Below are 23,394 nucleotides of genomic sequence, written 5' to 3'. Positions count from 1 at the left end.
CCCCGCCCGAGCCGCTCCCTGGGCGGGCCGGGCGTCGACTGTCCCCAGTGAGGTCACATGACGGATACCATCCGCGGCGAACTCCTTCCGGTGCTCCCCTTGAGGGACATCGTGGTGTTCCCGCACATGATCGTCCCGCTTTTCGTCGGCCGCGAGAAATCGGTCCGCGCGCTCGAAGCGGTGATGAAGGACGACAAGCAGATCCTGCTTGTCGCCCAGAAGAACGCCGCCCAGGACGACCCTGGCGCGGACGACCTCTATCAGGTCGGCACGATCTCGACGGTGCTGCAGTTGCTTAAGCTGCCCGACGGCACGGTCAAGGTGCTGGTCGAGGGCGGGCGCCGCGCGAAGATCGCCGCGTTCAAGGAGACGGCGAACTACTTCGAGGCCTTCGCCGAGCCGGTCGAGGAGACCTCCGGCGAGCCGCGCGAGGCGGAGGCGCTGGCGCGCACCGTGGTCTCCCAGTTCGAGCAGTACATCAAGCTCAACAAGAAGATCGCGCCCGAGGTGCTGGTCTCGATCAACCAGATCGAGGAGCCGGCCAAGCTCGCCGACACCGTCGCCTCCCATCTCGGGCTGAAGATCCCCGAGAAGCAGGAATTGCTCGAGACGTCCTCCGTCTCGGCGCGCCTCGAACGCGTCTTCGCCCATATGGAGGGCGAGATCGGCGTGCTGCAGGTCGAGAAGCGCATCCGCAACCGCGTCAAGCGGCAGATGGAGAAGACGCAGCGCGAGTACTACCTGAACGAGCAGCTCAAGGCGATCCAGAAGGAACTCGGCGAGGGCGAGGACGGCAAGGACGAGGCGGCCGAGCTCGAGGCCCGCATCAAGGCCACCAAGCTGTCCAAGGAAGCGCGCGAGAAGGCGATGCAGGAGCTCAAGAAGCTCCGCAGCATGAGCCCGATGAGCGCCGAGGCGACGGTGGTGCGCAACTACCTCGACTGGATGCTCTCCATCCCCTGGAAGAAGCGCAGCAAGGTCCGCAACGACATCGTGGCCGCCGAGGCCGTGCTCGAGGCCGACCATTACGGACTCGAGAAGGTGAAGGAGCGGATCATCGAGTACCTGGCGGTGCAGAGCCGCAGCCCGAAGATCCGCGGCCCCATCCTGTGCCTGGTCGGCCCGCCCGGCGTCGGCAAGACGTCCCTCGGCAAGTCCATCGCCAAGGCGACGGGGCGCAGCTTCGTGCGCATGTCGCTGGGCGGCGTGCGCGACGAGGCCGAGATCCGCGGCCACCGGCGGACCTATATCGGCTCCATGCCCGGCAAGGTCATCCAGGGCATGAAGAAGGCCAAGACCAGCAATCCGCTGTTCCTCCTGGACGAGATCGACAAGCTCGGCGCCGACTGGCGGGGCGACCCGTCCTCCGCGCTGCTCGAGGTGCTGGACCCCGAGCAGAACTCGACCTTCGCGGACCACTACCTGGAAGTGGACTACGACCTGTCGGACGTGATGTTCGTGACGACCGCGAACAGCCTCCGCATGCCGCAGCCGCTGCTCGACCGCATGGAGATCATCCGCATCCCAGGCTACACCGAGGATGAGAAGGTCGAGATCGCCAAGCGCCATCTCATGAAGAAGGTGAGCGAGGCGAACGGGCTGAAGGACGGCGAGTGGTCGGTCTCCGACGGCGCCATCCGCGACCTGATCCGCTACTACACGCGCGAAGCCGGCGTGCGGAACCTGGAGCGGGAAATCGCGGGCCTGGCGCGGAAGTCGGTCAAGGAGATCGTCTCCAAGCAGTCGCGCAAGGTCGCGATCACGCACAAGAACCTCGAGAAGTTCGCGGGCGTGCGGAAGTTCCGCTACGGCGAGGCCGAGGCCGAGGACATGGTCGGCGTGGTCACGGGCCTCGCCTGGACCGAGGTCGGCGGCGAGATCCTGACGATCGAGAGCGTCATGCTGCCCGGCAAGGGCAATGTGAAGCAGACGGGCAAGCTCGGCGACGTGATGCAGGAAAGCGTCTCGGCGGCGATGTCCTACGTGCGGTCTCGCTCGACCACCTTCGGCCTCAAGCCCACGATGTTCGAGAAGCGCGACATCCACGTGCACGTGCCCGAGGGCGCGACGCCGAAGGATGGCCCGTCGGCCGGCATCGCCATGGCGACGTCGATCGTCTCGGTGCTCACGGGCATCCCGGTGCGGCGCGACATCGCCATGACCGGCGAGATCACGCTGCGCGGCCGCGTGCTGCCGATCGGCGGGCTCAAGGAGAAGCTGCTGGCGGCACTGCGCGCCGGCATCAAGACCGTGTTCATCCCGAAGGACAACGAGAAGGATCTGGCCGAGATCCCGGACAACGTGAAGAAGAACCTCGAGCTCATCGTGGTCTCCCACGTCGACGAGGTGATCAGCAAGGCGCTGGCGCGGAAGCCCGAGCCGATCACCTGGGAGGAGCCCGAGGAGGCACCGACACCGCCCAAGGCCGATACGGGCAAGGCCGAGTCGGCCCTGCCGCACTGACGCCTCGACCGGTCCCGAGGCTGCCAGAAACCCCGGCGGAGCATGGCTTCGCCGGGGTTTTTCTGTGGAAAACCCAGGCAACCGTTGCGTTTTTGCCGCATCTCGTCGTGGAAAGCCCGGATTTCCGGGCCGAATCGGGTGCGATGTCGTTGACGCTCGGAAATGCGCGAACCTACTCTCCCGCCGATCCGGTCGGCCCAACTCGCCGCTCCGGCATCCTCGCACCAACGGAGGGGGATACCCAGGTGAACAAGCAGGATCTCATCACCGCCGTCGCCGAGGCAGTCGATCTGCCGAAGGCCAAGGCCGGCGACGTCGTGGACGCGGTTTTCGAAGCGGTCCAGAAGGCGCTCAAGAAGAAGCAGGAAGTCCGCCTCGTCGGCTTCGGCACCTTCTCGACGTCCAAGCGCAAGGCCGGAAAGGGCCGCAACCCGCGCACCGGCGAGGAGATCAAGATCCCCGCCAGCACGACCGTGCGCTTCAAGGCCGGCAAGGGCCTGAAGGACGCGGTGAACTGATCCTGTCCTTCGGGACGGGATGCCGAGGGGCCGGTCCGCAAGGGCCGGCCTTTCGTGTTATTGGGGGACGCGCGGGCACTTAGCTCAGCGGTAGAGCGCCTGTCTTACACACAGGATGTCGGCGGTTCGAACCCGTCAGTGCCCATGCCTTCCCGGCCCCTCGCGCGGGGCCGGGAAGGCATCCCCCGGAGGGAGAGGGACGCGACGCACCGCGCCGCGGTGCGGCGTGGTCGTCGATGAAACCAGTCCTTCCCACCCCACGCACCCGCTTGACTATCCCACCGCCTGGCCCTATCCCCCGCCACCTGTCGCGTAAGCGGGTGTAGCTCAGTTGGTTAGAGCGCCGGCCTGTCACGCCGGAGGTCGCGGGTTCGAGCCCCGTCACTCGCGCCACGCGACGGAAGCCATCGAAAATGCGGCGCCCTCCTCTGGGGGCGCCGCTTTCGATTCCGGGCCACGGCAGGCCCGTGCAAAACGCTTGAATCCGACCTGCCGCGCCCTATGGCGAAGTGCCACGAGGGCGGCTAATGTCCGCCCGCGCTGCGGTGCGGCATGACGCCGAACGCAGCAACCACATGCCCGCCAAAAGGGCAGGGGAGCTTAGGTTGAGATGACCCAGCCGCTGCTGGCCGAGTATTTTCCGGTGCTCGTTTTCCTGGGCATCGCCGCGGGCATCGCGATCGCCATGGTCGGCGGTGCCATGATCGCGGCGCGCCAGAAGCCGAATGCCGAGAAACTCTCGACCTACGAATGCGGCTTCGCGCCCTTCGACGACACCCGCCGGCGCTTCGACGTGCGATTCTACCTGGTCGCGATCCTGTTCATCATCTTCGACCTGGAAGTGGCGTTCCTGTTCCCCTGGGCAGTGGCGCTGGGGGACATCGGCTGGCTCGGCTTCGGCTCGATGATGGCCTTCCTGTTCGTGCTCACGGTCGGCTTCGTCTACGAGTGGCGCAAAGGCGCCCTGGACTGGGAGTGACGCGATGAGCGGCACCAACGACATCGCCTGGAACAGCCAGGCCCTGCCGCCCGGCATGGCGCAGGACGGCGTCATCGGCGCCGTGACCGACGAGATCCAGGACAAGGGCTTCGTCGTCGCGAACATCGACAAGGTCGTGAACTGGGCGCGCACCGGCAGCCTCTGGCCGATGACCTTCGGGCTCGCCTGCTGCGCCGTGCCCATGATCCATGCCTACATGGCGCGCTACGACCTCGACCGCTTCGGCATCATCCCGCGAGGCTCGCCGCGCCAGTCCGACGTGATGATCGTGGCCGGCACGCTGACCAACAAGATGGCCCCCGCGCTGCGCAAGGTCTACGACCAGATGTCGGAGCCGCGCTGGGTCATCTCGATGGGCTCCTGCGCCAATGGCGGCGGCTACTACCACTACTCCTACAGCGTGGTGCGGGGCTGCGACCGGATCGTGCCCGTGGACGTCTACGTGCCGGGCTGCCCGCCGACGGCCGAGGCGCTCGTCTACGGCATCCTGCAGCTCCAGAAGAAGATCCGGCGGACGGGGACCATCCTGCGTGGCTGAGAACGAGATCGCGACGGCCGAGCCGGCCGCGCCCGAGAACCCGCTCCGCGCGCTGGGCGTCGCGATCGCGGCGGCCGCCGGCGGTGCGGTGCACGAGGTCCAACTCGCGCGCGGCGGGGCTGAACTGGTGCTGCATGCGCGCCGCGACGCACTGCCGGCGCTGATGGCGCTGCTGCGCGACGACCCGCGCTTCGCCTTCGAGCAATGCGTCGACATCTGCGGCGTCGACTGGCCCGAGCGCGCCGAGCGTTTCGAGGTCGTCTACAACCTGCTGAGCCTCGCGCATAACCATCGCGCGCGCGTCATCGTATCCACCGATGCCGCGACGCCGGTGCCCTCCGTCGCGGCCATCTGGGCGAGCGCGACCTGGTACGAACGCGAGACCTGGGACATGTACGGCGTGGTCTTCGCGGGCCTGGCCGATCACCGGCGCCTGCTGACCGACTACGGCTTCGAGGGCCATCCGCTGCGCAAGGACTTCCCGCTGACCGGCTTCGTCGAGCTGCGCTACGATGAGGAGTTGAAGCGCGTGGCGTACAGCCCCGTACAGCTCGCGCAGGAATTCCGGGACTTCGACTTCATGAGCCCGTGGGAGGCGATGACGACGCTGCCCGGCGACGAGAAGGTCCACCTCAACCGCCTGGAGGGCCCGAAATGAGCAGCCTTCCCGCCCTGGGCGAGACGCCTGCCGAGACGGTGAAGCGCCAGATCGAGGTGGACAGCCACACGATCAACTTCGGCCCGCAGCACCCCGCCGCGCATGGCGTGCTCCGCCTCATCCTCGAGATGAAGGGGGAGGTGGTCGAGCGCGCCGACCCGCATATCGGCCTCCTGCACCGCGGCACCGAGAAGCTGATCGAGCACAAGACCTACATCCAGGCGCTGCCGTATTTCGACCGGCTCGACTACGTGAGCCCGATGTGCATGGAGCACCCCTTCGCACTGGCGACGGAGCGGCTGCTCGGCATCGAGGCGCCGGAGCGCGCGCAGTACATCCGCGTGCTGTTCGCCGAGATCACGCGCGTGCTGAACCACCTGCTGAACGTGACGACCTACGCGCTCGACTGCGGCGCGATCACGCCGGCGCTCTGGGGCTTCGAGCAGCGCGAGACGCTGCTGGAATTCTACGAGCAGGTGAGCGGCAGCCACTACCACGCAAACTACTTCCGCCCGGGCGGGGTGGCGAAGGACCTGCCGGCCGGGATGGAGGAGAAGATCGGCGCCTGGGCCCGGACGTTCCCGGCCTTCCTCGACGACCTGGCGGGGCTGCTGACCGAGAACCGCATCTTCAAGCAGCGCACGGTCGACATCGGCGTCATGACCGCCGAGCAGGCGATGGAATGGGGCTTCTCCGGGCCCTGCCTGCGCGCGTCGGGCTGCGGGTGGGACCTCCGCAAGTCGCAGCCCTACGACGTCTATGACCGCATGGAATTTGACGTGCCGGTCGGCACGCGCGGTGACTGCTACGACCGCTACCTCGTGCGCATGCTCGAGATGCGGGAAAGCCTCAAGATCATCGAGCAGTGCCTGAACCAGATGAAGCCCGGGCCGGTGAAGGTGCTCGACAGCAAGATCGCGCCGCCGAAGCGCAGCGAGATGAAGCGCTCGATGGAAGCGCTGATCCACCACTTCAAGCTCTATACCGAGGGCTACCACGTGCCCGCCGGCAGCACCTACACGGTGACCGAGGCGCCCAAGGGCGAGTTCGGCGTCTATCTCGTGGCCGACGGCACCAACAAGCCGTACCGCTGCAAGATCCGCGCGCCGGGCTATGCGCATCTCCAGGCGATGGAGGCGCTGTCCAAGGGCCACATGCTGGCCGATGCCGTGGCGGTGATCGGCTCGCTCGACGTGGTGTTCGGGGAGATCGACCGGTGAGCGCCCAGCAGCACGACGAACCCGCCGGCTTCGCCTTCGACGCCGAGAGCGAGGCGAAGATCGCGACCATCCTGCCGCGCTATCCCGCCGGCAAGCAGGCTTCCGCGGTCATCCCGCTGCTGTACGTGGTGCAGAAGCAGATGGGCCGGCAGACCGGCAGCGCCTGGGTGCCGCGCGTCGCGATGGACGTGGTGGCGGAGCGCCTGTCGATGCCGCCGATCCGCGTCTACGAGGTCGCGACCTTCTACTTCATGTTCAACACGAAGCCGATCGGGCGCTTCCACCTGCAGGTCTGCGGCACGACACCCTGCTGGCTGCGCGGGTCGGACGAGGTGCTGCGCGCGTGCAAGGATGCCGGTCACCTCAAGGGCTATGGCGACACCAGCGCGGACGGGCTGTTCACGCTGACCGAGATGGAGTGCATGGGCGCCTGCGTGAACGCGCCGATGATCGCGGTGGATGACGACTATTACGAGGACCTCGACTACGAGAGCACCGTGAAGCTGATCGAGGCGCTGAAGCGTGGCGAGCGGCCGGCGCCTGGCAGCGTGATCGGCCGGCAGACCAGCGCGCCCGAGGGCGGCCCCACGGTTCTCACGGGCGCGGAGCAGGACTGACCATGGCGCTTTCCGACAAGGACCGGATCTTCCAGAACCTTTACGGCACGCAGCCCTGGAACCTTCCGGCGGCGCGCATGCGCGGGAACTGGGACGGCACGGCGGCGATCCTCGCGCGTGGGCGGGATGCGATCATCGAGGAAGTGAAGAATTCCGGCCTGCGCGGGCGCGGTGGCGCCGGCTTCCCGACCGGCATGAAATGGTCCTTCATGCCGAAGCAGTCGGATGGCCGGCCTTCGTATCTCGTGGTGAATGCCGACGAATCCGAGCCCGGCACGTGCAAGGACCGCGACATCATCCGCCACGATCCGCACACGCTGATCGAGGGCTGCCTGATCGCGGGCTTCGCGATGGGTGCCATCGCCGGCTACATCTACATCCGCGGCGAGTACTACAACGAGAGCGTCATCCTCGAGGCCGCGATCGCCGAGGCCTATGAGGCCGGCCTGCTCGGGAAGAACGCGGCCGGGTCGGGCTACGATTTCGACCTCTATGTCCATCGCGGGGCAGGGGCCTACATCTGCGGCGAGGAAACCGCGCTGATCGAAAGCCTCGAGGGCAAGAAGGGCATGCCGCGGCTGAAGCCGCCATTCCCCGCTGCCGTCGGGCTCTATGGCTGCCCCACCACAGTGAACAACGTCGAGACGATCGCCGTGGTGCCCGAGATCCTGCGCCGTGGCGGCGAGTGGTTCGCCGCCTTCGGCCGGCCGAAGAATTCCGGCACCAAGATCTTCTGCATCCAGGGGCACGTGAACAAGCCGTGCAACGTGGAAGCGGAGATGAGCATCCCGATGCGGGAACTCATCGAGCGCTATGCGGGCGGCGTGCGCGGCGGCTGGGACAACCTGCTGTGTGTGATCCCCGGCGGGTCATCGACGCCTCTGCTGCCCAAGCACATCTGCGACGACGTGCTGATGGATTTCGACGCGCTGCGCGAGCACCGCTCGGGCCTCGGCACAGCGGGCGTGATCGTGATGGACAAGTCGACCGACGTGATCAAGGCGATCGCGCGCCTGTCGGCCTTCTACAAGCACGAATCCTGCGGCCAGTGTACGCCCTGCCGCGAGGGCATGGGCTGGGTGAAGCGCATGATGGACCGCATGGTGACGGGCGATGCGGAGGTCGAGGAGATCGACGTCCTCGAGAACGTCACGCGGCGGATCGAGGGCCACACCATCTGCGCGTTGGCCGATGGCGGCGTCTGGCCGGTGCAGGGGCTGATCCGGCATTTCCGGCCGCTGATGGAAGAACGGATCGCGGCGTTCAAGGCGCGCAGCACGCGCCTGGCGGCGGAGTAGCGCGATGGCCAAGGTCACCGTTGACGGCATCGAGGTCGAGGTCCCGAACGGCGCCTCCGTGCTGCAGGCCTGCGAAGCGGCCGGCAAGGAGATCCCGCGCTTCTGCTACCACGAACGCCTGTCGGTCGCCGGCAATTGCCGCATGTGCCTGGTGGAGGTCGAGCGCGCGCCGAAGCCCGTTGCCTCCTGCGCGTTCCCCGTCGCGGACGGCATGAAGGTCTTCACCGACACGCCCGTCGTGCGCAACGCGCGCCGCGGCGTGATGGAATTCCTGCTGATCAACCATCCGCTCGACTGCCCAATCTGTGACCAGGGCGGCGAATGCGACCTGCAGGACCAGGCCTACGCCTACGGCCACGACAAGTCCCGCTATGGCGAGCCGAAGCGCGCCGTGAAGGACAAGGACATCGGCCCGCTCATCAAGACCGTGATGACGCGCTGCATCCAGTGCACGCGCTGCGTCCGCTTCGCGGCCGAGGTCGCTGGCACGCCGGAGCTCGGCGGCACCAACCGCGGCGAGAACATGGAAATCGGCACCTATGTCGAGAAGGCGCTGACCTCCGAACTCTCCGGCAACCTGATCGACATCTGCCCGGTGGGCGCGCTGACCTCGCGGCCCTACGCCTTCGTCTCGCGCCCCTGGGAACTGTCCAAGACAGAAAGCGTGGATGTGCTGGATGCGGTCGGCGCCAATATCCGCGTCGATGCGCGCGGGCCCGAGGTGCTGCGCATCATCCCGCGCATCAACGAAGTGGTGAACGAGGAATGGATGGCCGACCGCGGCCGCTTTTCCTTCGACGGGCTGAAGCGACGCCGGCTGGATCGCCCCTGGGTGAAGCGCGACGGGAAGCTGGTCGCGGCGACCTGGCCGGAAGCCTTCGCGGCCATTGCGGCGAAGCTCTCCGCGCTGCCGGGCGATCGGATCGGCGCCGTCGCCGGCGCGCTGGCCGATGCCGAGAGCACGCTGGCGCTGAAGGACCTCATGGCGGCGTATGGCTCGGCGAACCTCGACTGCCGCGATGATTTCGCCGCGATCGACGCGTCGCGGCCCGACTTCCACCGCTTCAACACGACCATCGCCGGCATCGACGAGGCCGACGCGCTGCTGATCATCGGCAGCGATGTGCGGCGCGAGGCGCCGGTGCTCAATGCGCGGATCCGCAAGCGCTGGGCCGCGGGGAAGTTCCCCGTGGGCTTCGTCGGCCCGCGCGGGGTGGACCTGACCTATCCCGCGCAGCACCTGGGCGAGGGGCCCGGCGCGATGGGCGCCTTCGCCGAGACGCTGAAGGCGGCGAAGAAGCCCATGATCATCCTGGGCCGCGGTGCGCTGACGCGCCCGGACGGCGCCGCGGTGCTCGCGGCGGCCTGGGCGCTGGCGGACCAGGCCGGCGCGCTGGCGCCCGACTGGCACGGCTTCAACCTGCTGCACCTGTTCGGCGGCCAGGCCGGTGCGCTGGAACTCGGCTTCGTGCCGGGCGCCGGAGGGAAGGACCTCGCGGCGATGCTGGCCGGCGGCGTCGATGCGCTGTGGCTGCTGAACGCTGACGGCTTCGACCCGGCGCGCATCGCGGCCGGCACCTTCGTGATCTACCAGGGCCACCATGGCGACGCGATGGCGTCGCGGGCCGACGTGATCCTGCCCGGTGCCGCGTATACCGAGAAGGACGCGACCTGGGTCAATACCGAGGGGCGCGCGCAGCGCGGGCGCCTCGCGATCTTCCCGCCCGGCGAGGCGCGCGAGGATTGGCGCATCATCCGCGCCTTCAGCGAGGGCGTGGGCAAGGCGCTGCCCTATGACGACACCGGGGCGATCCGTGCGCGGCTTGCGCAGGCGAGCCCGGTCTTCGCCCGGGTGGGCGAGGTCGCGCGCAGCGGCTGCGCCGACACCTCCGGTCCGGCGGCGAAGGGCAAGCCGTCCGACGCGCCCTTCGCGCTACCCATCGAGGTCTATCACCAGGCCGACGTGATCAGCCGCGCCTCGGACACCATGGCGCAATGCGCCGCGGTCTACGGGCCGCAGCCGGCCCTGGCGGCGGAGTAGACCCATGGGCTTCTTCTTCGAGAACCCGCTCGGCATCCTGATCCTGACGGTCGTGAAGGCGCTGGCGCTGCTGGTGCCGCTGCTGGTGGGCGTCGCCTACCTGACCTACGCGGAACGCAAGGTCCTGGCGGCGATGCAACTCCGCAAGGGCCCGAACGTCGTCGGCCCCTTCGGCCTGTTCCAGCCCTTCGCCGACGCGATCAAGATGCTGATGAAGGAGACGATCGTGCCGACCGGCGCGAGCCGTGTCCTGTTCCTGCTGGCACCGATGCTGACCTTCATGCTGGCGATGCTGGCGTGGGCCGTCATCCCGGTGAACGACGGCTGGGCGATCGCCGACATCAACGTGGGCATCCTGTACCTGTTCGCGATCAGCTCGCTCGGCGTCTATGGCGTGATCATCGCGGGCTGGGCGTCGAATTCGAAATACGCCTTCCTGGGCGCGCTGCGCTCGGCGGCGCAGATGGTCTCCTACGAAGTTTCCATGGGCTTCGTGATCGTGACGGTGCTGCTTTGCGTCGGCTCGCTGAACCTGACCGAGATCGTGCGGGCGCAGTCCACCATCTGGTTTGCGATCCCGCTTTTCCCGATGTTCGTGATCTTCTTCATCTCGACCTTGGCCGAGACGAACCGCGCGCCTTTCGACCTGCCGGAGGGCGAGAGCGAGCTCGTGGCCGGGTTCTTCGTCGAATACAGCTCGATGTCCTTCGCGCTGTTCTTCCTCGGCGAATACGCGAACATGATCCTGATGTCGGCGCTGACGACCATCCTGTTCCTCGGTGGCTGGCTGCCGCCGCTCGACATCGCGCCCTTCAACTGGGTGCCCGGGCCGATCTGGTTCGTACTCAAGATCTGCCTCTGCCTCTTTGTATTCATTTGGGTCCGCGCGACCTTCCCGCGCTATCGCTACGACCAGCTCATGCGCCTCGGCTGGAAGGTGTTCCTGCCGTTTTCGCTGGTGTGGCTGGTGCTGACAGCGCTGGTGCTGAAGCTCACCGGCTGGCTGCCGGCGTGAGGAGCTGACCATGGCAAGCCTCGATCGCGTCGCCCGCAGCCTCCTGCTCTCCGAGCTCGTCTCGGGGATGGCGCTGACGCTGAAGTATTTCTTCAAGAAGAAGGTGACGCTGAACTACCCCTATGAACGCGGCCCGCTCGGCCCGCGCTTCAAGGGGGAGCACGCGCTCCGCCGCTACCCGAACGGCGAGGAACGCTGCATCGCGTGCAAGCTCTGCGAGGCCGTCTGCCCCGCGCAGGCCATCACCATCGAGGCCGAGCCGCGCGAGGACGGGTCCCGCCGGACCACGCGCTACGACATCGACATGACGAAGTGCATCTATTGCGGGCTGTGCGAGGAAGCCTGCCCTGTGGACGCCATCGTCGAAGGCCCGAACATGGAATTCGCTGCCGAGACGCGCGAGGAGCTGATCTACACCAAGGAGAAGCTGCTCGATAACGGCGACCGCTGGGAGCCGATGCTGGCCGAGCGACTGCGCCTCGACGCGCCCTACCGGTAAGGCCGCCCCATGATCGCAGCGCTTTCCTTCTACGCCTTCGCGGCGGTGCTGATCGCCTCGGCCGTCATGGTCGTGGCCAGCCGCAATCCCGTGCACAGCGTGCTGTTCCTGATCCTCGCCTTCTTCAACGCGGCGGCGCTCTTCCTGCTCGCGGGGGCCGAGTTCCTCGCGATGATCCTGGTCATCGTCTATGTCGGCGCGGTCGCGGTGCTGTTCCTGTTCGTCGTGATGATGCTCGACATCGACTTCGTCCAGCTGCGCGAGGGCTTCCAGCGCTACGCGCCGGTCGGCGCCATCATCGGCGGCATCCTGCTGCTGGAACTGCTGATGGTGCTCTCGGTCAGCCGCCTGGCGCCCGACGCGCCCCCGCTGCTGAGCCCGACGCCAACCGGCGTCACGAACGCCGAGGCGATCGGACGGATCCTCTACACGGACTACATCTACCTGTTCCAGGCGTCCGGCCTGATCCTGCTGGTGGCCATGATCGGCGCCATCGTGCTGACGCTGCGCGAACGCCCCGGTACGCGCCGGCAGAACATCGCCGAACAGGTCGCCCGCTCGGGCAGCGTGAACCTGCGCAGCGTCCCGACCGGCGCCGGGCTGAAGGAGATCGGCATCCTCCGGCCACCGTCGCCGGAGGAGGAGGCGCCGAAGCAGGTCGAGCACCATGGGGGGCACCACTGACATGGCCGTCTCGCTCGCCCATTACCTGACCGTCTCGGCCATCCTGCTCGTGCTGGGTATCTTCGGCATCTTCCTCAACCGGAAGAACGTCATCGTCATCCTGATGTCGGTTGAACTGATCCTGCTCGCGGTGAACCTCAACCTGGTGGCCTTCTCCGCCTCGCTCGGCGACCTCACGGGCCAGGTCTTCACCATGTTCATCCTGACGGTGGCCGCGGCCGAGGCCGCGATCGGGCTTGCCATCGTCGTCATCTATTTCCGCAACCGCGGAACGATCGAGGTCGAGGATATCTCGACCCTGAAGGGCTGAGCGCATGTTCGTCGGCGCCGTCTTCTTCCCGCTGCTGGGCGCGAGCATCGCGGGCTTCCTCGGCCGCTGGATCGGCGACAAGGCCGCGCAGATGGCCTCGGTCGTCTGCATGGTGCTGGCCGCGATCTGCGGCGTCGCGGCGTTCTTCCAGGTCGCCCTCGGCCATGCGCCCGCGACGGTCGAGATCATGACCTTCCTCGACGTCGGCGGCTTCGAGGTGTCCTGGGCGCTGCGCTACGACACGCTGTCCGCCGTCATGGTCGGCATGGTCACGCTGATCTCGACGCTGATCCACGTCTACAGCCTCGGCTACATGTCGCACGACCCGGACCGGCCGCGCTTCTTCGCCTACCTGTCGTTGTTCACCTTCATGATGCTCATGCTGGTGACCGCCGACAATCTGGTGCAGCTGTTCTTCGGCTGGGAGGGCGTGGGCCTCGCGAGCTACCTGCTGATCGGCTTCTGGTACGAGAAGGAGAGCGCCTGCGCCGCCGCGATGAAGGCGTTCATCGTGAACCGCGTGGGCGACCTGTTCTTCATGCTCGGCCTCGCGCTGACCTTCTGGGTCTTCGGCAGCGTCGAGTTCGCGACCATCTTCGGCAGCGTCGAGCAGCACAAGGACGCGACCTTCGCCGGCCTGCCGGCCTATGAGGTGATCTGCGTCCTGCTGTTCCTCGGCGCCTGCGGCAAGTCCGCCCAGCTCGGCCTCCACACCTGGCTGCCGGACGCGATGGAGGGTCCGACGCCGGTCTCCGCGCTGATCCATGCCGCGACGATGGTGACCGCTGGCGTCTTCCTGGTGGCGCGCATGTCGCCCATCTTCGAATGGGCGCCGACCGCGCTCGCGCTGGTCACGGTCGTCGGCGCCTCGACCGCGCTGTTCGCCGCGACCATCGGCTGCGTGCAGAACGACATCAAGCGCATCATCGCCTACTCGACCTGCTCGCAGCTCGGCTACATGTTCTTCGCGGCCGGCGTCGGCGCCTACCAGGGCGCGATCTTCCACCTTTTCACGCATGCCTTCTTCAAGGCGCTGCTCTTCCTGGGCGCCGGCTCGGTCATCCATGCGATGTCGGACGAGCAGGACATCCGGAAGATGGGCGGCATCTGGCGCAAGATCCCGATCACCTATGCCGTGATGTGGATCGGGTCCCTCGCACTGGCGGGTGTGCCCTTCTTCGCCGGCTACTACTCGAAGGACTTCGTGCTCGAAGCGGCCTTCGCGGCGCACTCGACGGTCGGGATGTACGCCTTCGCCTGCGGCATCCTCGCCGCCTTCCTGACCGCCTTCTATTCCTGGCGCCTGATCATCCTGACGTTCCACGGCACGCCGCGCGCCGACCAGCACACCATGGACCACGTCCATGAGAGCCCCTGGGTGATGCTGGTGCCGCTGCTGGTGCTGGCGGCCGGCGCCATCGGCATCGGCGCGCTGTTCGCCGAGAACTTCGTCGGACATCACTGGGAACAGTTCTGGAACGGCGCCATCGTCAACGCGCCGCACAACCACATCATGCACGCGGTCCATGAGGTGCCGTCCTGGGTGCCGCTGGCGCCGACCGTCGTCGGGCTGGGGGGCATCGGGCTTGCCTACATCCTCTACATGCTGGCGCCGGGCGTGCCCGCGAAGCTCGCCGCGACCTTCGGCGGCGTCTACCGCTTCCTGCTGAACAAGTGGTACTTCGACGAATTGTACGACGCGATCTTCGTCCGCCCGACAAAGGCGCTGGCCCGCATGCTCTGGCAGACGGCCGATGCCCGCATCATCGACGGCGTGCCGAACGGTGCGGCCTCGCTGGCCAGCGATATCGCGGCGGGGGCCGTGCGGCTGCAGACCGGGCGCGTCGCCTCCTATGCCTTCGTGATGATCGCGGGCCTCACGGTCATCGTCACCATGCTCGCCTTCGGAACCGCCCGATGAACGCCGCCGGCTTCCCGCTGCTCAGCCTGCTCACCTTCCTGCCTCTGGCGGGCGCGGTCTTCATCCTGACGCTGCGCGGAGAGGAGAAGGCGCTGGCCGACAACGCCCGCTGGGCCGCGCTCTGGACCAGCCTCATCGTCTTCGCGCTGTCGCTCATCCTGTGGTTCCGCTTTGACAAGGCCGATGCCGGCTTCCAGTTCGTGGAGCGCCTCGACTGGCTGTCGGAATTCGGCATCACGTATCACATGGGCGTGGACGGCATCTCGGTGCTGTTCGTGCTGTTGTCGACGCTGCTGACGGTCATCTGCATCCTCGCATCGTGGGACTCGGTCCAGACCCGCGTGCGGGAATACATGGTCGCCTTCCTCGTGCTCGAGACGATGATGGTCGGCATGTTCGCCGCGCTGGACTTCATCGTCTTCTACGTCTTCTTCGAAGGCGTGCTGATCCCGATGTTCCTCATCATCGGCATCTGGGGCGGCAAGCGGCGGGTCTACGCGTCGTTCAAATTCTTCCTCTACACGCTGCTCGGCTCGGTGCTGATGCTGCTCGCGATCCTGCTGCTCTGGTACCGCGCGGGCACGACCGATATCCCCGAACTCATGCGCCACGCCGTGCCGCCGGCGCTGCAGACTTGGATCTTCCTCGCCTTCTTTGCGTCCTTCGCGGTCAAGGTACCGATGTGGCCCTTCCACACCTGGCTGCCGGACGCGCATGTGGAAGCGCCGACGGCGGGCTCGGTCATCCTGGCCGGCGTCTTGCTGAAGATGGGCGCGTATGGATTCCTGCGCTTCAGCCTGCCCATGCTGCCGCACGCCAGCGCGGACTTCGCGCCCTTCATCTACGCGCTGTCCGTCATCGCGGTCGTCTACACCTCGCTGGTGGCGCTGGCGCAGGAGGACATGAAGAAGCTCATCGCCTATTCCTCCGTCGCGCACATGGGCATCGTCACGCTCGGCATCTTCACCTTCAACGGGCAGGGGATCTCGGGCGCGCTCTTCACCATGCTGAGCCACGGCGTCGTCTCGGGCGCGCTGTTCCTCTGCGTGGGCGTGCTCTACGACCGCGTCCACTCGCGCGAGATCGCGCGCTACGGCGGCGTCGCCAAGATCATGCCGGCCTATGCGCTGGTCTTCATGGTCTTCACCATGGCCTCGGTGGCACTGCCGGGCCTGGCGGGCTTCCCCGGCGAACTCCTGGTCATCGTCGGCGCCTGGAAGGTGAACCCCTGGGTCGCCTTCGGCGCGGCGCTCGGCATGATCCTGGGCGCGGCCTACATGTTGTTGCTCTATCGCCGCGTCGCCTTCGGGCGCGTGACGCGCGACGACCTGCGCGGGCTGATCGACATGTCGCCGCGCGAACACGCGGTCTTCGCCCCCCTGATCGCGCTGGCGGTCTGGATGGGTGTCTCGCCGCAATCCTTCCTGTCGTTCTTCGAGGCCTCGGTCACCGTGCTGGTCGTGCGGCACGAGGCCGCGCTGGCGGCGACGCGCCTGGCCGGGATGTGATCCGATGAACTGGACCCTCGCCCTGCCGGAGATCGTCCTCGCCGTCTCCGGCCTCGCTATCCTCGGCATCGGCGTGCTGCCGAAGCGCAACACCCATTTCCCCTGCGCCATTGCTGTGATCGGCGCCTTTGTCCTGGCCGCGGCGCTGGCGCTCGGCACGCCGGAGGGAACGGGCTTCGGCGGCCAGGTCGTCTCCGACGCCTTCTCCCGCTTCGCCAAGGTGCTGATCCTGGTCGGCGCCGCGGCTGGCGTCGCGCTCGCCATCGACTTCAATGCGCGGGAAGGCCTCGACCGCTTCGAATACCCGGTGCTGCTGCTGTTCGCGACGCTCGGCATGATGGTCATGGTCTCGGCCAACGACCTGATGTCGCTCTACATGGGGCTCGAGCTGCTCTCGCTCAGCCTGTATGTGGTCGCCGCCTTCAACCGCGACAACGAACGCTCGGCCGAGGCCGGGCTCAAGTACTTCGTGCTCGGCGCGCTTGCCTCGGGCCTGCTGCTCTATGGCGCCTCGCTGGTCTATGGCTTCACCGGCACCACGAACTTCGACCGCATCGCCGAGGCGCTGTCGGACCCGTCCAAGGCAACGCCGGGCCTCGTCATCGGCCTCGTCTTCGTCATCGCGGGCCTGGCCTTCAAGGTCTCGGCCGTGCCCTTCCATATGTGGACGCCCGATGTCTACGAAGGCGCGCCGACGCCGGTCACGGCCTTCTTCGCGGCCGCGCCCAAGGTCGCCGCCATCTGCCTGTTCGCCCGCGTTCTCGGCGGGCCTTTCGGCGGGCTGGCGGGGCAGTGGCAGCAGGTGATCGTGCTGGTCTCGCTGCTGTCCATGCTGCTCGGCGCCTTCGCGGCGATCGGCCAGTCCAACATCAAGCGGCTGATGGCCTATTCCTCGATCGGCCATGTCGGCTTCGCGCTGGTGGGCCTGGCCAGCGCGTCGGAGGCCGGCATGCGCGGCCTCCTGGTCTACATGGCCATCTACCTGCTGATGAACCTCGGCGCCTTCGCCGTGCTGGTCGCGATGCGCCGGCAGGGCAGGGCGGTCGAGCAGGTCACGGACCTCGCCGGCCTGGCGCGCACCGACCTCGGCATGGCGGTCTGGATGGCGATCTTCATGTTCTCGATGGCGGGCATCCCGCCGCTCGCGGGCTTCTTCGGCAAGATGTTCGTCTTCAAGGCGGCGGTCGATGCGGGCCTCTGGACGCTCGCCATCGTCGGCGTGCTCGCCTCGGTCGTCTCGGCCTTCTACTACCTCCGCATCGTCAAGGTGATGTTCTTCGACGAAGCCGTCGGCGCGCTCGACCCGCGGCCCGCGGGCGTGTCCTTCGTGATGGCGGCGTCGGGCCTCTTCACGGCGCTGTTCTTCCTCTACCCGGCGCCGCTGGTGGCCGCGGCGCAGGCTGCCGTCGCCGCCCTGCTCGGGTGACGGCGCCGCACCGCTTCCGGCTCCGCGTGCACGAGGCGCTGCCCAGCACCTCGGACCTGGTCGCGCAACTGGCGGCGGCGGGGGAGCCCGAGGGGCTCGCCATCCTCGCGTGCCGGCAGACCGCCGGCCGCGGCACGCAGGGCCGCGCGTGGGAGGGGCGGGCGGGCAACCTCCACCTGTCCGTCCTGCTCCGCCCCGCCGATCCCATCCGCCACGCGCCGCAATGGGGGCTGCTCGCCGCGGTCGCCCTGGCCGATGCGGCGGCGGAGATCCTGCCCGGCGGCACCGGGTTCGCGCTGAAATGGCCGAACGACCTGATGCTCGGCGACGCCAAGGCCGCCGGCATCCTGGTCGAGGCCAGCGCCACGTCCGGGGGCGGGATCGCCTGGCTCTGCCTCGGCTTCGGCGTGAACCTGGCCCATGCGCCCGCCATTCCCGGCCGCGCGACCGCCTGCCTGGCGGATGCCGGCATCGCGCCGCCAGCGCCCGAAGCCTTCGCCGAACGCCTGCTCGCCGCCCTCGAGCGCCGCCGGCTGGAGCGCGCGACCGACGGCTTCGCGCCCACCCGCGCCGCCTGGCTGGCGCGCGGGCCCGCGCTCGGCACCCATCTTGCCATCCGGCGCGAAGGCGCCGACACCGCGGGTTCCTTCGCGGGCCTGGCCGAGGACGGCAGCCTGCTCCTGTCCACCGGCGGGCGCGTCCACGCGATCGCCTCGGGTGAGGTCGCCTGACCCATGCTGCTCGCCATCGATGCCGGCAACACGAATGTCGTCTTCGCCGTTCATGACGGGACGGAATGGCGCGGCCGCTGGCGTATCGCCACGCGCGCCGACCGCACCTCGGACGAATACGCGGTCTGGCTGCTCGCGCTGTTCCAGCACGCCGGGGTCAATCCGAACGACGTCACGCGCTGCGTCATCGGCACCGTGGTGCCGGCGGCGCTGTACAACCTCCGCCGGATCTGCCGGGACTGGTTCGACACCGAGCCGCTGATCGCCCGCGCCTCGCTGAACTGGGGCTTCGACATCCGCGTCGACCAGCCGAACGAGGTCGGCGCCGACCGCCTGCTCAACTCGCTGGCCGCGCACACGCACTATCGCGGCCCGTTGGTGGTGATCGACTTCGGCACCGCCACGACCTTCGATGTCGTGGACAAGGACGGCGCCTATCTCGGCGGCGCCATCGCGCCCGGCATCAACCTCTCGATCGAGGCGCTGCACCGCGCCGCCGCCCGTCTGCCGCGCATCGGCATCGGCCGGCCGCAGGCGGTGATCGGCCGCTCGACCGTGCCCGCCATGCAGTCCGGCATCTACTGGGGCTATGTCGGATTGATCGAGGGCATCGTCTCCCGCATCAAGGCGGAATACGGCGGTCCGCTGAAGGTGATCGCGACCGGGGGCCTGGCACCCTTGTTCGCCGAGGGCACACTTGTCATAGAGAAGACCGACCCCGACATCACGCTAGAGGGGCTGCGGCTTCTGACCGACCGCAACCCGGTTCCCGTCTTTCACCACAGCGCGCTGCGCGACCCCCTGAGATCGGACTCCGACTGACCCCCATGAACGCCGTCTCCGGCGACCTCGCCTTCATCCCCCTCGGGGGCACCGGCGAGATCGGCATGAACCTGAACGTGTACCGCTGCGACGATGCGCTGCTCGCCGTCGATTGCGGCATCGGCTTCGCGGGGCGCGACAACCCCGAAGTCGACGTCATGGTCCCCGACCCGGCCTGGCTCGCGGAGCGCCGCGACCGGCTGGTGGGCCTCGTCATCACCCATGCGCACGAGGACCACATCGGCGCCGTCGCGCATCTCTGGCGGCAGTTCCGCTGCAAGGTCTTCGCGACGCCCTTCGCCGCCGCGGTGCTGACGCGCAAGCTCGGCGAGGCCGGGCTGCTGCACGAGGTGCCGCTGGTCGTGACGCAGCCGCGCGCGCGCTTCCGCCTCGGCCCCTTCGACTGCGAATACATCCCCGTGGCCCACTCGGTGCCGGAATCGCAGGCGCTCGCGATCCGCACGCGCCACGGCACCGTGCTTCACACGGGCGACTGGAAGCTCGACCCCGACCCGCTGATCGGCCCCCGCACGGATGAGGCCGCCTTCGCGGCGTTGGGGGAGGAAGGCGTCCTCGCCATGGTCTGCGATTCCACCAACGCCATGGTGGAGGGCCATTCCGGCAGCGAGGCCGAGGTGCGGCGCAACCTGGCTGCGCTGATCCGCAGCCTGAAGGGGCGGGTCGCGGTCACGGGCTTCGCGTCCAACGTCGCTCGGCTCGAATCCATTGCGCTCGCGGGCCGTGCCGCGGGGCGGCAGGTCTCGCTGTTCGGCCGGTCGCTCCGCAACATCGAGACCGCCGCGCGTGACTGCGGCTACCTGAAGTCCATCCCTCCCTTCGTGCCGGAGGAGGAAGCCGGCTACCTGCCGGACGACGAGATCCTGCTGATCTGCACCGGCAGCCAGGGCGAGCCGCGCTCCGCCATGGCCAAGATCGCCGAGGACACCCACTCGAACATCGCGCTGGGGGAAGGGGACACCGTGATCTTCTCCTCCCGCCGCATCCCGGGCAACGAACGCGCGATCCAGCGCATCCAGGACGGCCTCGTGCGCCGTGGCTGCAAGGTCATGACGGACGAGGACCACATGGTCCATGTCTCCGGCCATCCGGCGCGCGACGAACTCCGGCGTCTCTATGCGCTGGTGAAGCCGCGCTTCGCCGTGCCGGTGCATGGCGAATGGCGCCACATGCAGGACCACGCCGGTCTCGCGACCGAATGCGGGTCCATGCCCTTCCTGATCGAGGACGGCGACGTGCTCCGCCTTTCCGGCAACCGCCCGGAGGTGGTGGAGAGCGTTCCCGCCGGCCGCCTGGCGATCGATGGCGACCGCCTCATTCCGATGGAGGGCGGCCTGCTCGCCGCGCGCCGGCGCATGATGTTCAACGGCGTCGTCATGGCCTCCTTCGCGGTGGACGGGCAGGGCAGGGTGCTGGGCGAGCCGCAGATCTCGGCACCCGGCCTGTTCGAGCCGGGCGATCCGGAACCGGGCATCATCGCGGCCGACCTGCGCCGGGTCGTGGCCGACCTGCCGGCGGCGCTGCGGCGGGAGGACGACCAGCTGCGCGAAGCCGCGCGCAGCGCGCTCCGCAAGTCGGTCGGCCGGCGGCTCCGCAAGCGCCCGACGGTCGAGGTCCATCTCCTGCGCGTGTGACGACCGGCCGCCCCGACGGCGGGCGATCACGAAGATTGCATTCGCGGCCATGGCGCCAGCAGCCTACACGGTCGGAATGACACTGCGTGGCTGCGTTTCCCCGAAGCCCCGATTTCGGTGGCGGCGTGGCGCGGTCCTTGCCCTGATGCTGGTCGTGGCAGGCTGCATGGCGGCACCGCTGGTCGGCGCCCTGCCCAGCGCGCCACCCCCACTGCCGGCCGCCGCGGACCGCCGCGAGGCCGAGCGCCTGAAGCGAGCGGGGGTCGCCGCGCTCGCCGCGGCGCGGCGTGGCGAGGCCGACCCCGATGCCGCCGCGGCCCTCATCGAGGCCGCCGCCCAGCGCGGCGATCCCGACGCCCAATTGCTGGTCGCGCTCGGCCGCCTCAGCGACGCCGGCGACCGGCGGGATGTCGCGGCGGCGCTGCCCTGGCTCCATCGCGCCGCGCAGCAGGGGCAACCGGAGGCTCAATATCGCCTGGCGCAGCTGCTGGAAGGCGGGGACGGCGTTCGCCGCGACATCCCCTGGGCCGCGGTCTGGTTCGGCCGGGCTGCCGAGCGCGGCCACCCGCAGGCGCAGTTCGCGCTGGCGCTGCTGCGCATCCTGGGTGAAGGGATCGCAGCCGACCCGGCGGATGCGCTGGCGCGCCTGCGCTTTGCCGAACGCCGTGGCGTGGCGCCGGCCCGTCGCTACCGCGAAGCGCTCGAGCGGCGCGTGCCAAGGGCCGCTGCGAACGCGGCGGAGGCGCGGCTGCGGCGCGAGACGTCGCGCGGACCGGTCCACGAGCCCGATCGTCCGTTGCTCCGCTTCGTCCAGTCTGGCCTGGCACGGCAGGGCGACTGGCCAGGCCGGGTGGACGGGGAGGATGGCGAGGCGGTGCGCGCGGCCCTCATGACGTTCGCACGGCGGGAGCGGCTCGGCGCTGCCGACGACCCCTTCGCACCCGCCGTGCTGGATCGGCTGCGCGACCGTTGGCCCGCGGGCGCCTGATCCCGGCCGCCCGAGAGGGCGAGCCTGGGTGGATCGGGAACGGAGGGCTTGGCATCACAACGCGTTTGCGCGGCAGCGGGCTTGGGGTTCCGGTTGGAGGCGGTGTCCCTCCGTCAACTTCCCCGCGCCGTTCTATGCTGCGAGTGGTGCCGGCGCCTGGGCGGCTCGGGATAGGCGTCCGAAGCCACGCGATCGCCCGGAGGGCGGGAGCGAAGAAGTGGCGGCGCGGCGACGCCGGCCCGGCGGTCAACGCGGCAGGCCGAGCGTCGGATCCACGGCGGGCAGCCCGAGCAACCGATCGACGCGGGTGGCGATGTCCTCGCTCACCGGGCGGCTTCTCGCCGCGGTGAGAGCCGCCGTGCGCGCGTCCGCGATGGCGCGTTCGCGCAGGGCGACCTGCTGCGGCGTTTCCGTCGGCATGGCCAGGGCATTGATCATCGCCTGGGTTTGAGGCTGCGAGCGGCCGGGCGCCCCGGCCGCCGAGGGCGCACCGCGCCCGGATGCCGCGCGCCCTGCCGCGGCGCCGCTGCCGAAGGCGCCCGAAAGGGCGGAGCGATCTGTCGTGCCCGCGGCCGCGCCGGCCTGGCCAGGGCCATTGCCCCGGCCGGACGCGTTGGCGCCGCCGGCGCCCTGGCCGTTGCCAGCTGCACCGCCGCCACCGCCGGCTCCACCGCCGCCGCCGCCGGCTCCACCGCCGCCTCCACCACCACCGCTGCCGGCCCCACCACCGCCATCGCCACCGCCGCCACCACCGCCGCCACCACCGCCGCCACCACCGCCGCCACCACCGCCGCCACCACCGCCACCGCCGCCTCCACCGCCGCCGCCGCCGCCTCCACCGCCGCCACTTGCGTGTGCGGCGGCAACGAGACTAGGCAGCACCACGGGCAACACGAGGGTCGCGGCCGCGGTGATCAGAAGGGCGCGAGTGGTCAGGCCGAGCGACTTGGCGCCGATCATTGTCAATTCCCCAGGGCGGCCGCGCCGATACCTCAGCTGTAGCGGCGCACATGATCGCGGACGTTAATCCGAGGAAAGACCATAAAATATGACCTGGTTCACGGGAATCGTTGTTTTTCTGCTGGTCTGGTGGGTCGCGCTGTTCTGCGTCCTGCCGATCGGCACGCGCCCAGACGTCGATGGCGACCCCGCCGCAGGCGGTTGGCGCGGGGCACCCGTTGCGGTTCACCTTGGCTGGAAGCTTCTCGGCACCACGGCGCTCACCGCCGTCATCTGGGGCGGGATATGGCTGCTGGTCGAGTCCGACTGGCTCTCGTTCCGCAGCGGCCCGTTCGCCCTGCCGCCCGGCTGATCGGTAAATCGGCAGCCGAGGCGCCGGCTGAGGAGAAATAGGGCAGGAAGCGGTTGAGCGCCGCTTTTTTCATCCTGCAGTTTGGTGTTTTCCGTTGTCCGCCGAGCCCCGGATGGCCATCCTGGCTTCAGGAAGAGTTTGGTTCTCTTCCTGCCGTGTGACTGGCGTTTCCT

The 23,394-nt window shown here is 68.6% G+C and carries 23 protein-coding genes and 2 tRNA genes; 23 read left to right on the top strand and 2 right to left on the bottom strand.

The features are described from left to right. The first annotated feature begins 57 nt into the window (after positions 1-57). From lon to E8M80_RS03060, 22 genes are all read left to right on the top strand, one after another. The gene (gene lon, locus E8M80_RS03165) at positions 58-2,463 is read left to right on the top strand and encodes an endopeptidase La (protein ID WP_137124217.1); all 2,406 of its coding nucleotides are present in this window, start codon (positions 58-60) and stop codon (positions 2,461-2,463) included. Between the two features lie 245 nt (positions 2,464-2,708). Beyond that, entirely contained in the window at positions 2,709-2,981 is a 273-nt protein-coding gene (locus tag E8M80_RS03160; RefSeq protein WP_170979202.1) for an HU family DNA-binding protein, read from the top strand. Between the two features lie 73 nt (positions 2,982-3,054). After that, positions 3,055-3,126, top strand: a tRNA-Val gene (locus tag E8M80_RS03155). Positions 3,127-3,297: 171 nt separating this feature from the next. Next, positions 3,298-3,374 (top strand) — tRNA-Asp (locus tag E8M80_RS03150). Between the two features lie 217 nt (positions 3,375-3,591). Continuing rightward, positions 3,592-3,960, top strand: coding sequence for an NADH-quinone oxidoreductase subunit A (locus E8M80_RS03145; protein ID WP_137124216.1), 369 nt, complete (start codon positions 3,592-3,594; stop codon positions 3,958-3,960). Positions 3,961-3,964: 4 nt separating this feature from the next. After that, complete coding sequence (locus E8M80_RS03140; protein ID WP_137124215.1) at positions 3,965-4,519, top strand: NADH-quinone oxidoreductase subunit B family protein; 555 nt, start codon at positions 3,965-3,967, stop codon at positions 4,517-4,519. After that, positions 4,512-5,177, top strand: a complete 666-nt coding sequence (locus E8M80_RS03135; RefSeq protein ID WP_255467501.1) for an NADH-quinone oxidoreductase subunit C — start codon at positions 4,512-4,514, stop codon at positions 5,175-5,177. The genes E8M80_RS03140 and E8M80_RS03135 overlap by 8 nt, the downstream gene beginning before the upstream one ends. Further along, positions 5,174-6,397, top strand: a complete 1,224-nt coding sequence (locus E8M80_RS03130; protein ID WP_137124214.1) for an NADH-quinone oxidoreductase subunit D — start codon at positions 5,174-5,176, stop codon at positions 6,395-6,397. The genes E8M80_RS03135 and E8M80_RS03130 overlap by 4 nt, the downstream gene beginning before the upstream one ends. Further along, entirely contained in the window at positions 6,394-7,014 is a 621-nt protein-coding gene (locus E8M80_RS03125) for an NAD(P)H-dependent oxidoreductase subunit E (RefSeq protein ID WP_137124213.1), read from the top strand. Before E8M80_RS03130 ends, E8M80_RS03125 begins: the two co-directional genes overlap by 4 nt. A gap of 2 nt (positions 7,015-7,016) precedes the next feature. Next, on the top strand, positions 7,017-8,312 hold the full coding sequence (gene nuoF, locus E8M80_RS03120; RefSeq protein WP_137124212.1) for an NADH-quinone oxidoreductase subunit NuoF: 1,296 nt from the start codon (positions 7,017-7,019) through the stop codon (positions 8,310-8,312). Between the two features lie 4 nt (positions 8,313-8,316). Beyond that, positions 8,317-10,353: an NADH-quinone oxidoreductase subunit NuoG gene (nuoG, locus tag E8M80_RS03115; RefSeq protein ID WP_137124211.1), complete on the top strand. Its 2,037-nt coding sequence runs from the start codon at positions 8,317-8,319 to the stop codon at positions 10,351-10,353. A 4-nt stretch (positions 10,354-10,357) separates the two neighbouring features. Beyond that, positions 10,358-11,368, top strand: a complete 1,011-nt coding sequence (nuoH, locus tag E8M80_RS03110; RefSeq protein WP_137124210.1) for an NADH-quinone oxidoreductase subunit NuoH — start codon at positions 10,358-10,360, stop codon at positions 11,366-11,368. A gap of 10 nt (positions 11,369-11,378) precedes the next feature. Then, positions 11,379-11,867, top strand: coding sequence for an NADH-quinone oxidoreductase subunit NuoI (gene nuoI, locus E8M80_RS03105; RefSeq protein WP_137124209.1), 489 nt, complete (start codon positions 11,379-11,381; stop codon positions 11,865-11,867). Positions 11,868-11,876: 9 nt separating this feature from the next. Then, the gene (locus tag E8M80_RS03100; RefSeq protein ID WP_137124208.1) at positions 11,877-12,551 is read left to right on the top strand and encodes an NADH-quinone oxidoreductase subunit J; all 675 of its coding nucleotides are present in this window, start codon (positions 11,877-11,879) and stop codon (positions 12,549-12,551) included. Between the two features lies 1 nt (position 12,552). After that, positions 12,553-12,861: an NADH-quinone oxidoreductase subunit NuoK gene (nuoK, locus tag E8M80_RS03095; protein ID WP_137124646.1), complete on the top strand. Its 309-nt coding sequence runs from the start codon at positions 12,553-12,555 to the stop codon at positions 12,859-12,861. A gap of 4 nt (positions 12,862-12,865) precedes the next feature. After that, a complete protein-coding gene (gene nuoL, locus E8M80_RS03090) occupies positions 12,866-14,782 on the top strand; it encodes an NADH-quinone oxidoreductase subunit L (protein ID WP_137124207.1) in 1,917 nt (638 codons plus the stop codon). After that, the gene (locus E8M80_RS03085; RefSeq protein WP_137124206.1) at positions 14,779-16,290 is read left to right on the top strand and encodes an NADH-quinone oxidoreductase subunit M; all 1,512 of its coding nucleotides are present in this window, start codon (positions 14,779-14,781) and stop codon (positions 16,288-16,290) included. Before nuoL ends, E8M80_RS03085 begins: the two co-directional genes overlap by 4 nt. A gap of 4 nt (positions 16,291-16,294) precedes the next feature. After that, positions 16,295-17,716, top strand: coding sequence for an NADH-quinone oxidoreductase subunit NuoN (gene nuoN / locus E8M80_RS03080; protein WP_137124205.1), 1,422 nt, complete (start codon positions 16,295-16,297; stop codon positions 17,714-17,716). Next, positions 17,713-18,447 (top strand): biotin--[acetyl-CoA-carboxylase] ligase, encoded by a 735-nt coding sequence (locus E8M80_RS03075; protein ID WP_137124204.1) that lies wholly within the window; start codon positions 17,713-17,715, stop codon positions 18,445-18,447. The genes nuoN and E8M80_RS03075 overlap by 4 nt, the downstream gene beginning before the upstream one ends. Before the next feature lie 3 nt (positions 18,448-18,450). Then, on the top strand, positions 18,451-19,269 hold the full coding sequence (locus tag E8M80_RS03070; RefSeq protein WP_137124203.1) for a type III pantothenate kinase: 819 nt from the start codon (positions 18,451-18,453) through the stop codon (positions 19,267-19,269). Positions 19,270-19,274: 5 nt separating this feature from the next. Then, entirely contained in the window at positions 19,275-20,921 is a 1,647-nt protein-coding gene (locus E8M80_RS03065; protein ID WP_137124202.1) for a ribonuclease J, read from the top strand. A gap of 145 nt (positions 20,922-21,066) precedes the next feature. After that, positions 21,067-21,909 carry a tetratricopeptide repeat protein gene (locus E8M80_RS03060; protein WP_137124201.1) on the top strand — a complete coding sequence of 281 codons (843 nt, stop codon included), beginning with the start codon at positions 21,067-21,069 and terminating at the stop codon, positions 21,907-21,909. A gap of 246 nt (positions 21,910-22,155) precedes the next feature. Here the strand turns inward: E8M80_RS03060 and E8M80_RS03055 are convergent, their stop codons facing one another. Then, positions 22,156-22,347: a hypothetical protein gene (locus tag E8M80_RS03055; protein WP_137124200.1), complete on the bottom strand. Its 192-nt coding sequence runs from the start codon at positions 22,345-22,347 to the stop codon at positions 22,156-22,158. After that, positions 22,344-22,775 (bottom strand): hypothetical protein, encoded by a 432-nt coding sequence (locus tag E8M80_RS26235; protein ID WP_206035560.1) that lies wholly within the window; start codon positions 22,773-22,775, stop codon positions 22,344-22,346. The genes E8M80_RS03055 and E8M80_RS26235 overlap by 4 nt, the downstream gene beginning before the upstream one ends. Positions 22,776-22,957: 182 nt before the next feature. On the opposite strand from E8M80_RS26235, the gene E8M80_RS03045 reads away from it, so the two are divergent. Then, positions 22,958-23,221, top strand: coding sequence for a DUF1467 family protein (locus E8M80_RS03045; RefSeq protein WP_137124199.1), 264 nt, complete (start codon positions 22,958-22,960; stop codon positions 23,219-23,221). Positions 23,222-23,394: the final 173 nt, after the last annotated feature.

The sequence above is a fragment of the Roseomonas sp. HF4 genome, from assembly GCF_005222755.1.
Taxonomy (GTDB): domain Bacteria; phylum Pseudomonadota; class Alphaproteobacteria; order Acetobacterales; family Acetobacteraceae; genus Neoroseomonas.
This window is presented reverse-complemented; position numbering and strand designations above follow the sequence as displayed.

Coding starts and splice junctions, on each gene's coding strand:
- nuoI (WP_137124209.1), top strand. CDS start 11,379: ATGGCAAGCCTCGATCGCGTCGCCCGCAGCCTCCTGCTCTCCGAGCTC.
- E8M80_RS03065 (WP_137124202.1), top strand. CDS start 19,275: ATGAACGCCGTCTCCGGCGACCTCGCCTTCATCCCCCTCGGGGGCACC.
- E8M80_RS03045 (WP_137124199.1), top strand. CDS start 22,958: ATGACCTGGTTCACGGGAATCGTTGTTTTTCTGCTGGTCTGGTGGGTC.
- nuoN (WP_137124205.1), top strand. CDS start 16,295: ATGAACTGGACCCTCGCCCTGCCGGAGATCGTCCTCGCCGTCTCCGGC.
- E8M80_RS03060 (WP_137124201.1), top strand. CDS start 21,067: ATGCTGGTCGTGGCAGGCTGCATGGCGGCACCGCTGGTCGGCGCCCTG.
- lon (WP_137124217.1), top strand. CDS start 58: ATGACGGATACCATCCGCGGCGAACTCCTTCCGGTGCTCCCCTTGAGG.
- E8M80_RS03130 (WP_137124214.1), top strand. CDS start 5,174: ATGAGCAGCCTTCCCGCCCTGGGCGAGACGCCTGCCGAGACGGTGAAG.
- nuoF (WP_137124212.1), top strand. CDS start 7,017: ATGGCGCTTTCCGACAAGGACCGGATCTTCCAGAACCTTTACGGCACG.
- E8M80_RS03145 (WP_137124216.1), top strand. CDS start 3,592: ATGACCCAGCCGCTGCTGGCCGAGTATTTTCCGGTGCTCGTTTTCCTG.
- nuoG (WP_137124211.1), top strand. CDS start 8,317: ATGGCCAAGGTCACCGTTGACGGCATCGAGGTCGAGGTCCCGAACGGC.
- nuoK (WP_137124646.1), top strand. CDS start 12,553: ATGGCCGTCTCGCTCGCCCATTACCTGACCGTCTCGGCCATCCTGCTC.
- E8M80_RS03055 (WP_137124200.1), bottom strand. CDS start 22,347: ATGATCAATGCCCTGGCCATGCCGACGGAAACGCCGCAGCAGGTCGCC.
- nuoL (WP_137124207.1), top strand. CDS start 12,866: ATGTTCGTCGGCGCCGTCTTCTTCCCGCTGCTGGGCGCGAGCATCGCG.
- E8M80_RS03100 (WP_137124208.1), top strand. CDS start 11,877: ATGATCGCAGCGCTTTCCTTCTACGCCTTCGCGGCGGTGCTGATCGCC.
- nuoH (WP_137124210.1), top strand. CDS start 10,358: ATGGGCTTCTTCTTCGAGAACCCGCTCGGCATCCTGATCCTGACGGTC.
- E8M80_RS03070 (WP_137124203.1), top strand. CDS start 18,451: ATGCTGCTCGCCATCGATGCCGGCAACACGAATGTCGTCTTCGCCGTT.
- E8M80_RS03140 (WP_137124215.1), top strand. CDS start 3,965: ATGAGCGGCACCAACGACATCGCCTGGAACAGCCAGGCCCTGCCGCCC.
- E8M80_RS03085 (WP_137124206.1), top strand. CDS start 14,779: ATGAACGCCGCCGGCTTCCCGCTGCTCAGCCTGCTCACCTTCCTGCCT.